The 11,710-nt window shown below is 64.4% G+C and carries 14 protein-coding genes; 4 read left to right on the forward strand and 10 right to left on the reverse strand.

All coding sequences use genetic code 11. From position 1 onward, the window contains the following. Positions 1-7: 7 nt before the first annotated feature. The 10 genes from thrC to coxB all read right to left on the reverse strand — a co-directional run bounded on the left by thrC (position 8) and on the right by coxB (position 8,457). Positions 8-1,423, reverse strand: coding sequence for a threonine synthase (gene thrC / locus LI72_RS07180; protein WP_033925042.1), 1,416 nt, complete (start codon positions 1,421-1,423; stop codon positions 8-10). Positions 1,424-1,487: 64 nt separating this feature from the next. Next, positions 1,488-1,994, reverse strand: coding sequence for a GNAT family N-acetyltransferase (locus LI72_RS07185; protein ID WP_033925043.1), 507 nt, complete (start codon positions 1,992-1,994; stop codon positions 1,488-1,490). A gap of 22 nt (positions 1,995-2,016) precedes the next feature. Then, positions 2,017-2,601, reverse strand: a complete 585-nt coding sequence (locus LI72_RS07190) for an SURF1 family cytochrome oxidase biogenesis protein (protein WP_033925044.1) — start codon at positions 2,599-2,601, stop codon at positions 2,017-2,019. Beyond that, entirely contained in the window at positions 2,598-2,996 is a 399-nt protein-coding gene (locus LI72_RS07195) for a DUF983 domain-containing protein (protein ID WP_033925045.1), read from the reverse strand. Before LI72_RS07195 ends, LI72_RS07190 begins: the two co-directional genes overlap by 4 nt. Before the next feature lie 30 nt (positions 2,997-3,026). Continuing rightward, entirely contained in the window at positions 3,027-3,842 is an 816-nt protein-coding gene (locus LI72_RS07200) for a cytochrome c oxidase subunit 3 (protein WP_033925046.1), read from the reverse strand. Between the two features lie 43 nt (positions 3,843-3,885). Continuing rightward, complete coding sequence (locus LI72_RS07205) at positions 3,886-4,461, reverse strand: cytochrome c oxidase assembly protein (RefSeq protein WP_033925047.1); 576 nt, start codon at positions 4,459-4,461, stop codon at positions 3,886-3,888. Further along, a complete protein-coding gene (locus LI72_RS19995) occupies positions 4,458-4,631 on the reverse strand; it encodes a hypothetical protein (RefSeq protein WP_156139518.1) in 174 nt (57 codons plus the stop codon). The genes LI72_RS07205 and LI72_RS19995 overlap by 4 nt, the downstream gene beginning before the upstream one ends. After that, positions 4,628-5,563: a heme o synthase gene (locus tag LI72_RS07210; protein WP_052129651.1), complete on the reverse strand. Its 936-nt coding sequence runs from the start codon at positions 5,561-5,563 to the stop codon at positions 4,628-4,630. Before LI72_RS07210 ends, LI72_RS19995 begins: the two co-directional genes overlap by 4 nt. A 131-nt stretch (positions 5,564-5,694) precedes the next feature. Then, complete coding sequence (ctaD, locus tag LI72_RS07215) at positions 5,695-7,362, reverse strand: cytochrome c oxidase subunit I (RefSeq protein ID WP_033925048.1); 1,668 nt, start codon at positions 7,360-7,362, stop codon at positions 5,695-5,697. A 15-nt stretch (positions 7,363-7,377) separates the two neighbouring features. Beyond that, the gene (gene coxB / locus LI72_RS07220) at positions 7,378-8,457 is read right to left on the reverse strand and encodes a cytochrome c oxidase subunit II (RefSeq protein WP_033925049.1); all 1,080 of its coding nucleotides are present in this window, start codon (positions 8,455-8,457) and stop codon (positions 7,378-7,380) included. A gap of 198 nt (positions 8,458-8,655) precedes the next feature. On the opposite strand from coxB, the gene pyrE reads away from it, so the two are divergent. The 4 genes from pyrE to acpS all read left to right on the forward strand — a co-directional run bounded on the left by pyrE (position 8,656) and on the right by acpS (position 11,702). Continuing rightward, on the forward strand, positions 8,656-9,249 hold the full coding sequence (gene pyrE, locus LI72_RS07225) for an orotate phosphoribosyltransferase (protein ID WP_033925050.1): 594 nt from the start codon (positions 8,656-8,658) through the stop codon (positions 9,247-9,249). Beyond that, entirely contained in the window at positions 9,246-10,367 is a 1,122-nt protein-coding gene (locus LI72_RS07230) for a serine hydrolase domain-containing protein (RefSeq protein ID WP_052129582.1), read from the forward strand. The genes pyrE and LI72_RS07230 overlap by 4 nt, the downstream gene beginning before the upstream one ends. Continuing rightward, positions 10,364-11,104, forward strand: coding sequence for a pyridoxine 5'-phosphate synthase (locus tag LI72_RS07235; protein ID WP_033925051.1), 741 nt, complete (start codon positions 10,364-10,366; stop codon positions 11,102-11,104). The genes LI72_RS07230 and LI72_RS07235 overlap by 4 nt, the downstream gene beginning before the upstream one ends. A gap of 193 nt (positions 11,105-11,297) precedes the next feature. Next, positions 11,298-11,702 carry a holo-ACP synthase gene (gene acpS / locus LI72_RS07240; RefSeq protein WP_033925052.1) on the forward strand — a complete coding sequence of 135 codons (405 nt, stop codon included), beginning with the start codon at positions 11,298-11,300 and terminating at the stop codon, positions 11,700-11,702. Positions 11,703-11,710: the final 8 nt, after the last annotated feature.

Raw genomic sequence — 11,710 nt, forward strand, 5'->3', positions numbered from 1 at the left:
GGAAAGGTCAGCCCTTCGCCGGCACGGCGCGCGCGGCGATATAATCACGCACGGTGTGATAGTCGCCCGCCAGCCGGTCGAACCGCTCGGCCCGCTCGAACAGGTCGCCGACCCGCGACGGCAGGCTGGGGCGCAGGCCGGTGGCCCGCTCGACCGCATCGCGGAACTTCGACGGGTGCGCGGTCGCCAGCGTGACGCAGGGGATCGCCCGATCCAGCACGCCTGCATCCTGCAGCCGGTGCGCCGCGCCCAGGCCGATCGCGGTGTGCGGATCGAGCACCTGGCCCGCATCATCCCAGGCCCGGCGCATCGCGATGCCCATCTCGTCAGGGTCGATCCGCGCGCTGGCAAAGATCGCCTCGGCCTTGCTGCGCATGTCGGGCGTCAGCTGGGTGGCCTTGCTCGATTCGAAGCCCTGCATCCGCCCTGCGGTCAGCGCGCCATCGCGGCCTTCCAGATCGAACAGCAGCCGCTCGAAATTCGAGCTCACCTGAATGTCCATCGAAGGCGCAGCGGTGGGCGTGACGCTGCCTGCCGAATAATCGCCCGCGCTCAAGGCGCGGTGGAGGATGTCGTTGACGTTGGTCGCCACCACCAGCCTGGCGACCGGCAGACCCATTTGCGCGGCGACATAGCCTGCGAACACGTCGCCGAAATTGCCGGTGGGAACCGAGAACGCGATCGGCCGGTGCGGCGCGCCCAGTTGCAGCGCGGCGGCGAAATAATAGACGATCTGCGCCATCAGCCGCGCCCAGTTGATCGAATTGACCGCCGATAGCGTGAACTTGCCCGCAAAGTCGGGGTCGCCGAACATGCGCTTCACCATCGCCTGGGCATCGTCGAAGCTGCCGTCGATCGCGATGTTGTGCACGTTGGGCGCCAGCACCGTGGTCATCTGCCGCCGCTGTACGTCGGAGACGCGGCCATCGGGGTGGAGCATGAAGATATCGACCTTCTCGCGCCCCGCAACCGCATCGATCGCCGCCGAGCCGGTATCGCCCGAGGTCGCGCCGACGATCGTCAGGTGCGTGTTGCGATTCGACAGGAAGCGTTCGAACAGATGGCCAAGCAGCTGCAGCGCCACATCCTTGAACGCCAGCGTGGGTCCGTGGAACAGCTCGAGCAGCCAGTTGCTTTCATCGAGCTGCGCCAGCGGCGTCACCGCCTTGTGCGAGAAGCGGCCATAAGCCGCCTGGCACAGGCCGCGCAGCTCTTCGTCGGTCAGGCTTCCCGCCACGAACGGGGCCATGATCCGCACCGCCAGCTCGGGATACGGCAGGCCGGCCATCGCGGCGATTTCGGCATGCGTGAACTTCGGCCAGCTCCGCGGGACGTAAAGCCCGCCATCGCTTGCCAAACCTGCCAGCGTCACGCCCTCGAAATCGAGCGCGGCGGCTTTCCCCCTGGTGCTGATATAGTCCATGGGGTGGACCCGTTAGCGGTCCTGCCCGCCGCTTGCAACCGGCGCGTGCGCGCACGGCCTCCGGTCAGTCCTCGGTCGGGCTTTCGTAGAACATCAGGACGGCGGGCCCCTCGGGCGTCTCGATCAGGCCATGTTCGACAAAGCCGGCGCGGACATAGGCGCTGCGGGCACGCTGGTTATCGGGATCGGGGTCGATGCATAGCACCCGGACCCCCTGCGCCGCCAGCTGCTTGGCCAGCATCGACAGCAGCTTGGCGCCGTGCCCCTTGCCGATCAGCGACGGCACGCCGATGAAGCAATCGACCGCGCGCGCGCCCTGCGGCAGATCCTGCAGGTGCTTCTGCGGCCAGGCATGGACTTCGAAATGCTGGATATAGGCGATCGGACGGCCGTCGAGCATGCCGATCAGCTGGACCATGTCGGGATTGTCCATATCCTCCATGATCAGCGCGAGTTCGTGCTTGGGGTCGCCCCACCATTTCTCGACCTCGGGCGTTTCCAGCCACGCCTCGAGCAAGGGGAGGTCCGAATGGGTGACCCGGTGAAAGCCGTAATAATGTCCGCCCTGCATGATCACTCCTCAAGGCATCGCGTCAATCCGGTCGGGTTCGTGCCCGCCGTGCGACTGCCATCGCATATATAACGGCAGCAATGCCCGCGAATAAAAACCATTGTACAGCATAAGCCCAATGATTGTTCGGAATATCCTCTGGCGAGGGCGGCTGTACCGCGTCCAGCCCCGCCACCGGCGGCGCTGCGATCAGCCGGATCAGGTGCACGCTATCAGGTGCGATGATGCCGCTCGCCATGCCTCCGGCCCAGTCCGGATTGTCGGGACGCACCGACCAGCCCGCCACGACCTGCGCACCGGGGCCTTCGGCTCCGGTGCGGCACGAGGCGATATGCACCCAGCCCGCCTGCCCGCGCGCGCTGCGCCCGCTCGACGAGCGCCAGCCGGTGACCTCGAGGCAGTTGACCGAAGACGTGCGGTAGAGCGGCAGTGCATCCGGATCGGGGACGGCAGGCCAGGTGATCGCGGGACGGTTGGCAGCGCCGGCATATTCGGCAAGCAAGGCTTCCTTCCAGGTCATCCGCTGCACCTGCCAGATGCCGAGGCCGATCATCACCGCAATCGCCAGACCGACAATGACCGTCGGCCAGAAAGGCACCTTCTTCATGCCGCGTCATCCCCGCCGCTATCGATTCGCCCTTCGCGCACCTGCGCGCGGGCCTCGTGGATCAGCATCGCCGCCTTGGATACGCGCAGCGACAGCAGCACCAGAGCCGTGGTGAACGGAACCCACAGGACAATGTGCACCCAGAATGGCGGACTGGCCTTGACCTGCAGCACCAGCGCCGCTGCGCAGACGATCGCGCCGATCACCAGGATCAGGAACGCCGCCGGGCCATCGCCGACATTATAGGCGTCGAAATCATGCCCGCAGGCGCGGCAGCGCGGCGCAAAGCGCACCCAGCCGGCAAACAGCGTGCGCTGCCCGCACGCCGGGCATTCGCCAAAAAGGGCAGCCTGGACCAGACCAGACTGCCCTTTTGGAAGCTGCGGATCATGCATCGTGTCCGCCCGCCGTCACTGGGTGAGGCATCAATGCGTCGCAGCACCCCAGCCACCCCAGACATAGATGACCAGGAAGAGGAACAGCCACACGACATCGACGAAGTGCCAGTACCAGGCAGCGGCTTCGAAGCCGAAATGCTGCTTGGGGGTGAAGTGGCCCTTGTACGAGCGCACCAGGCAGACGATCAGGAAGATCGTGCCGACCAGCACGTGGAAGCCGTGGAAGCCGGTCGCCATGTAGAAGGCCGAACCATAGTTCAGATCCTTGAAGGGGAACGGCGCGACCGAATATTCATAGGCCTGCACGCAGCTGAACACCGCGCCCAGAATGATCGTGAGCCACAGGCCCTTGATCAGGCCATCGCGGTCGCCGTTGATCAGCGAGTGGTGCGCCCAGGTGACCGTGGTGCCCGAGCACAGCAGGATCAGTGTGTTGAGCAGCGGCAGTTCGAAGGCATTGAGCACTTCGACGCCCTTGGGCGGCCATACGCCACCGATCACGTCTGCGGTCGAGGGGAACAGCGAGAAATCGAACCAGGCCCAGAACCAGCCCACGAAGAACATGACTTCCGAGGCGATGAACAGGATCATGCCGTAGCGCAGGTGCAGCTGCACCACCGGGGTGTGATCACCCGCATGCGCTTCCTTCACGACCTGCGCCCACCAGCCGTACATCGTGCCCAGCACGCCGGCGGTGCCGGCGTAGAAAACGATGCCGGAGCTGTCGATGCTGTGCATCCACAGGATGGCGCCGACCGCCATGACGAGCGCCGCCATCGATCCGGCGAACGGCCAGATGCTCGGGGGCAGAATGTGATAATCGTGGTTCTTTGTTCCGGCCATCTCTCTGGTCCCTGTCGTCCCTAAAGCGTCTTCAACTCAGCCCTTAACTGCCCTTTTTCGCCTGGTCCAGCGGGTAAAAGGTGTAGCTCAGGGTTATCTCTTCGATATCCTTGGTATCCGGATCGGTCAGGATCGCCGGATCCACATAATAGATCACCGGCATCCGCACCTTCTCGCCCGGCTGCAGCGTTTGCTCGGTAAAGCAGAAGCACTGGACCTTGGCGAAATAGCGGCCCGCCTGCACCGGCGTGACGTTGAACGTCGCGGTCCCGGTCACCGGCTTGCTCGACAGGTTCTCCGCCACGAACGCGGCCATGTCGCGCGCGCCGATGGTGATCTTCTCGGTCGGGTTCTCCGGCTTGAAGCGCCAGGGCAGTGCCGAGGACACGTTCGAATCGAACCGGACGGTAATCTGCTTGTCGGTCACCGCGATCGCCGACGCGGTCGCTTCACTGACCTTCATCGTCGTGCCGCCAAAGCCGGTCGCCTCGCAGAAGATGCGATAGAGCGGCACCGCGGCATAGCCGAGGCCCAGCATGCCCAGCGCAAAGCTGAGCGCGATGATCGCGGCCCGCCTGTTGCGGCGCGCCATATCGTTCGGAAGCGTGGCTGTGGTCATCCCCATACCCCGATCTTGACGATGGTGATGACGTAGAACAGCACGCACAGGGCGATCAGGATCCCGGCCATGAACAAAGCGCGGCTGCGCTGGCGGGCGCGCAGCTGTGCGAGCACGGCGGGGTCGTTGAAATCTGGCGCCGAAGACACGGGGGTTGGATGATCGCTCATGCCGCGATCACCGGCATGACCGCACGGTCGATGACGAGCGCGGTGAACACCATGAACAGGTAGACGATCGAATAGGTGAACAGCTGTTTTTCCGGTTTCAGCGTATCGCCCTCCCCCGCGACACGGAATCCGACGCGGGCGGCCAACGCCACGAAGATGCCGGTCAGAACCGCAGCGCTGATGCCATAGGTCGCGCCGGTCAGGCCCAGCGCATAGGGCGCCATCGTGATCGCGAACAGCACCAGGGAATAGCCGAACACCTGATGACGGGTCGATTTTTCACCTGCGACATTGGGCATCATCGGAATGCCGACGCGCGCGTAATCCATCTTCACGAACAGCGCGAGCGCCCAGAAGTGCGGCGGGGTCCAGAAGAAGATGATCGAGAACAGCAGGATCGGCAGCATCGTGACATCGCCGGTCACCGCCGCCCAGCCGATCACCGGCGGAAACGCCCCTGCCCCGCCACCGATGACGATGTTCTGCGGCGTGTTGGGCTTGAGCCAGATCGTGTAGATCACGGCATAATAGAAGATCGAGAAGGCAAGGATCGCGGCCGACAACCAGTTGACCGCCAGGCCCATGATCACCACCGAAAAGCCCGACAGCGCCAGGCCAAACTGCAGCGCCGCCTCGCGGTCCATGCGGCCTGCCGGGATCGGACGATTGGCGGTGCGCTTCATCAGCGCATCGAGGTCGGATTCGTAATATTGGTTGAGCGCCGCAGCGCCGCCCGCACCCATCGCAATGCACAGGATCGCGACGAAGCCGATCACCGGATGGATATTGCCCGGTGCCGCCAGCAGGCCGCACAATCCGGTGAACACCACCAGGCGGATCACGCCCGGCTTGGTCAGTGCCCAGAAATCGCGCCAGTGCGCGGGCATGATCACACCCGGCTGGCCTGCCAGCGTCGCCGGCTGGGCAGTCATGGGCTGTACGGCGTCGGTCATTCTCATGTCGTTACCCATATGGCAAACCCCTCTCGATTGCCGGGAGGGGTGCCGGGGCCGGATGGGACCATTCCCGATCCGGCCCTGTCAGATGTGCAACGCTGCTGCGATCACTTGATGACGGGCAGCGTTTCGAACTGGTGGAACGGCGGCGGGCTGGACAGGGTCCATTCCAGGGTCGTTGCACCTTCGCCCCAGTAGTTGCCTTCGGCACGACGGCCGGCAACCAGAGCATAGGCGATGTTCACGAAGAAGATCAGCATGCCGGCAGCCATGATGGCGTAGCCCAGCGAGGCGATCTCGTTCCAGTAGGCGAACGCTTCCGGATAATCGGGGTAGCGACGCGGCATGCCCTGACGGCCCAGGAAGTGCATCGGGAAGAACAGGATGTTCACGCCGATGAAGAACACCCAGAAATGCAAGTGGCCGAGCAGTTCGCTGTAGTGACGGCCGCTCATCTTCGGGAACCAGTAGTAGAAACCGGCGAAGATCGAGAACACCGCGCCCAGCGAGAGCACATAGTGGAAGTGCGCAACGACATAATAGGTGTCGTGCATGTTGTCGTCGACGCCGCCGTTGGCCAGCACGACGCCGGTCACGCCACCCACGGTGAACATGAAGATGAAGCCCAGCGCCCAGACCATCGGGGTCTTGAAGGTGAGAGAACCGCCCCACATCGTCGCGATCCACGAGAAGATCTTGATGCCGGTCGGCACCGCGATGACCATGGTGGCGGCGGTGAAGTACATCTTCATGTTGACCGACAGACCGACGGTGAACATGTGGTGCGCCCACACCACGAAGCCGACGACACCGATGGCGACCATGGCATAGGCCATGCCGAGATAGCCGAACACGGGCTTCTTCGAAAAGGTTGCGATGATGTGGCTGATCATGCCGAAACCGGGCAGGATCATGATGTACACTTCGGGGTGGCCGAAGAACCAGAACAGGTGCTGGTAGAGAACCGGGTCACCACCGCCTGCGGCATTGAAGAAGGCCGAACCGAAGTTGCGGTCGGTCAGCAGCATGGTGATGGCAGCGGCCAGAACCGGCAGCGAGAGAAGCAGCAGGAACGCGGTGACCAGCATCGACCACACGAACAGCGGCATCTTGTTGAGCGTCATGCCCGGTGCGCGCATGTTGAAGATGGTGGTGATGAAGTTGATCGCGCCGAGGATCGAAGAGGCACCGGCAAGGTGCAGCGACAGGATGGCAAGGTCAACCGCGGGGCCGACCGAACCGCTGGTCGACAGCGGAGCGTAGACCGTCCAGCCGGTGCCAGCACCCAGGCCCGAACCGCCGGGCACCAAGGTCGAGCCGAGCAGCAGGGCAAAAGCGGGGATCAGCAGCCAGAACGAGATGTTGTTCATCCGCGGGAAGGCCATGTCCGGCGCGCCGATCATGATCGGAACGAACCAGTTGCCGAAGCCGCCGACCATCGCGGGCATGACCATGAAGAACACCATGATCAGGCCGTGGGCGGTGATCAGCACGTTCCACATGTGATAGGCCTGATCCAGGGTGGCTTCGCTGCCCTGCATCATCGTGGCCCAGCCCTGCAGATACTGCACGCCGGGCTCGGCGAGCTCCATGCGCATCAGGCCGGAAATGGCACCGCCGATGATCCCCGCGACGATCGCGAAGATCAGGTACAGCGTACCGATGTCCTTGTGGTTGGTCGACATGAACCAGCGCTGGAAAAACGCAGGCTTGTGGTCGTCATGTGCATGATCATGGTCATGCAGATCGGCCGGGTTGGCAGCAATCGTGGTCATGGTCTTGCCCTGTCCTTACTGAGCGGCTGCAGGAGCGGCGGCGGCGGTGGCGGCTGCATCTGCTGCGGGAGTGGTGGTGGCTGCTGCAGGAGCAGCGGGTGCGGCGGCGGCGACTTCGTCACCCTTGACGGTGCCGCCCTGCGAACGGACCCAAGCGTCGAACTTGGCGCGGGGCAGAGCCTCGACCGCGATCGGCATGAAGCCATGGCGTGCGCCGCACAGTTCGGAGCACTGGCCGTAATAGACGCCCGGCTCCTTGATGATCAGCATCTTCTCGTTCGAACGGCCGGGGACGGCGTCCATCTTGAACCAGAGCGAAGGCACCGAGAAGCTGTGGATCACGTCCGAAGCGGTGGTGATGATGCGGATCGGCTCACCGGCGGGAACGACCATGCGGTTGTCGACGGCCAGCTGGTGCGGTTCGCCGCGCTTGATCGCCTCTTCCTCGTTCAGCATGTTCGACACGACTTCGAAGTCGCCGTTGTCGGGATAGCTGTAGCCCCAGTACCACTGATAGCCGGTGACCTTGACGGTGACGGCCGAGGCCGGAGCCGGCTTGTACTGCTTGGCGAGCAGATCGATCGAGGGGACGGCGACGCCGACCAGAATGAGAACCGGAACCAGCGTCCAGATCACCTCGATGGTGGTGTTGTGCGTGACGCGCGACGGATTGGGGTTGGCGGCAGCGCGATAGCGCACCATCACCCAGATCAGCAGACCGAGAACCAGCAGCGAGATGGCGACGATGATCGGCAGCAGCACCGAGGTGTCGAGCCAATGGGCATATTCGCCCAGCTCCGAATACTGCTTCTGGAAATCGATGCCCTTGTCGACGGGCATGCCCTTGCCGGCAGTTGGCGCCATCGGCGTGTAGCTCGAATCGAGCGCCGAGGCAGCAGCATCGGCAGGCGCAGCTTCGGCCGCAGCGGCAGATGCGGTGGCGGCAGCCGGCGCGTCAGCTGCCGGTGCGACTTGCGTGCTGGGGGTCGGAGCCGCGACCGGCGGAGCGGGCGACGTCTGGGCCAGCGCCAGCGGCGCGGTAACGAGAACAAGGGCTGCGAAACCGATAGATTTCGTCCAAGATGCGAACGCCATTCGTAGAATGTCCCTGTATAGGCAGGGCATCCGTCCACGTCCCGTAGTGCCGGATCACTGCCGTGTTTGCGTCATAGCTAAGCGTGCCTATACGCAGGCTTGCCGCCAGTCTCAAGCCAATCTAGGGATATTTTTTAAGCGCAGGTTCAGCCGGGTACGGCCGATCTGCCAAGGACGTTACGTAAAGGGCATATCGCGATGCAGGATGAAGAGATTCTGGCCGAATTCCGCGCCAGCCAGGCACTGCTGGAAGGGCATTTCATCCTCTCTTCGGGGCTGCACAGCGCGCACTATCTGCAGTGCGCGCGCGTGCTGATGGATCCGATGCGCGCTTCGCGCCTCGCCAGTGCGCTCGCCAGCCGGATTCCCCGCGATGTCCGCAGCCAGATCGACCTTGTCATCTCGCCCGCGATGGGCGGCCTTATAATAGGGCATGAAATGGGCCGCGCATTGGGCGTCGAGGCGATGTTCGTCGAACGCCCCACGGGCACCTTCGAACTGCGCCGCGGATTCGCAATCAAGCCGGGCCAGAAGGTGCTGCTGATGGAAGATGTCGTCACCACCGGATTGTCGTCGCGCGAAGCCATCGTGGCGGTGAACGCTGCCGGTGGCCAGGTGATCGCAGCCGGTGCGCTGGTCGATCGGTCCGGCGGACAGGCGCTGCTAGGTGTGCCGTTCTTCCCGCTGATTTCGCTCAATTTTCCAAGCTATCCCGCCGATGCCCTGCCGCCAGAACTGGCTGCCACACCCGGGGTCAAACCTGGCAGTCGCAAGGAACCCGAAGCGGCATGAGCCGCGGGCTTTTGGCTCCGCTGGCAGCGCTGATGCTGAGCGCTGGCGCACCTGCGCCCGCGCCTGCCCCCGCCCCGGCCCCTGCGGTCGACGAGGCGGCGGTGATTGCGGTGCTCGATGCCGAAAAGGCGCCTGGCACGATCCTGATCGCCCGCGGCGACAGCATCGTCTTCGAACGCGCCTTCGGGCTGATCGACCCTGTGGGCCAGGCCACGCACCGACTGGGCCAAACCTGGCGCTGGGCCTCGGTCACCAAGCAGGTCACCGCTACCATCGCGATGCAGGAGGTGGCCGCAGGAAGGCTCGATCTCGACGCGCCGATCATAACCTATCTGCCCGACAGCAAGGCCCCGTTCGCCGGAACGATCACCTCGCGGATGCTGATGCAGCACATCTCCGGCCTGCCGCGCACCGACGAAGCCCCGGCCGGCCGCGACGGCTGGTCGACCTTCTATAGCGTCGACCTCAGCAGCCCGGAAACCGGAACCGCCTGGTGCGAAGGGCCGACCACCCGCAAGCCGGCGGCCGAATTCTTCTATGGCGACTGCGATTTCGTCATGATGACAGCGGTGATCGAGGCGACCAGCGGCAAATCCTATGACGCACTGATCGCCGAACGCATCGCGCAGCCGCTGGGCCTTACCAGCGTCGGCGTGTTCCCGCGCACCGCACCGACGGTGGCAGGCTTTGGCGAGGGCAAGCCCGAGTCAACCGCGTTCCGGCTCGAGAATTTCGGCGGAGCGGGCGCGCTCTATGGCACGACCCGCGACCTGTTCGCCTTTGATCGCGCGCTGATGACCGGAAAGCTGATCCCCGAGGCGCAGCGTGCGCAGATGTGGGACGGCAAGCCCGAATATGGCTATGCCGCGCTTGGCCAATGGTCGTTCAGCGTGCCGCTGAAGGATTGCGGCGATACGCCCGTGCGGATTGTCGAGCGGCGCGGATTCATTGGCGGCGTGGTGCTGCGCAATATCATCCTGCCCGAACAGGACATGGTGATCATCATGACATCGAACCGTGCCGAGGCCGAAGCGGCCTTTGGCGAAATCTGGCAGCAGGCCGGCATCACCCATGACGTGATGCGCGCCGCCCTGTGTGCCACCGGAGCCCCCTTATGACCCCTCACCTGCGCCTTGGCGTCAATATCGATCATGTCGCCACCATCCGCAATGCGCGCGGCGGGGACCATCCCGATCCGATGCGCGCGGTGCGGATCGTTCAGGCGGCGGGCGGCGACGGCATCACCGTGCATCTGCGCGAGGACCGGCGGCATATCCGCGACAGCGATCTCGACACGATCATGGCCGGGGCCACTTTGCCGATCAATCTGGAGATGGCCGCGACCGAGGAAATGCTCGAGATCGCATTGCGCCACAAACCGCATGCCGCGTGCATCGTGCCCGAAAAGCGCGAAGAGCGGACCACCGAGGGCGGGCTCGACGCTGCGGGCATGCACAACACGCTTGCGCCGATGGTCAGCCGCCTGACCGATGCGGGTATCCGCGTCAGCCTGTTCATCGAGCCCGAAGCAAGGCAGATCGAGGCCGCGATGCAGCTGGCCGCGCCCGTAGTTGAGCTGCACACCGGCCGCTATGCGCATCTGTGGCTGGACGAGAATGCTGCCGGGATCGAGGTCGAGCTGAGGCGCATCGCCGATGCTGCCGCGCTGTGCGCCAAGAACGGCATCGAACCGCATGCAGGCCACGGCCTTACCTTCGACAATGTCCAGCCGATCGCCGCGATCCCCCAGCTCGCCGAGCTCAACATCGGCCATTATCTGATCGGCGAGGCGATCTTCGACGGGCTGGAAGCCTCGATCCGCCGGATGCGCCAGCTGATGGACGAAGCGCGATGAGCTTTGCGACGCGGAAGGTTCGCGCTCTAAACCCCTCTCCCTTTACGGGAGAGGGAGCGAGACTTGGCAGCTCGCTGCCTAGTCGCAGCGGGAGAGGGCTGATGCGCTATGCCGCCCCCCTCTCCAGGAGTTGCCAGACAGCCAGCTGCCAGGCCAACTCCGTCCTCCCCCGCAAGGGGGGAGGAGAATTGGCATGATCATCGGGCTGGGCTCTGACCTGTGCAATATCGAGCGGATCCAGAAGTCGCTCGACCGGTTCGGCGCGCGGTTCGAGCAACGCGTGTTCACCGAGCTCGAGCAGGCCAAGGCCGCCCGCCGCCCGTTCACCAAGGCGGGCACGCTCGCCAAGCGCTTTGCCGCCAAGGAGGCTTTTTCCAAGGCGGTGGGAACCGGGTTCAAGGCAGGCGTGTTCATGAAGGATATCGGCGTCGTCAATGCCCCCTCCGGCGCGCCGACCTTGCATCTGACCGGGGGCGCGAAGGCACGGCTGGACAGCATGATTCCCGCAGGGCACAGCGCCTTCATTCATCTCACGCTCACCGACGATCATCCATGGGCTCAGGCGTTTGTCATCATCGAGGCTCGGCCGCTTGACTGACACGCCCC

Origin of the sequence: Sphingomonas sp. 35-24ZXX (assembly GCF_000786215.1) — a bacterium.
GTDB lineage: Bacteria > Pseudomonadota > Alphaproteobacteria > Sphingomonadales > Sphingomonadaceae > Blastomonas.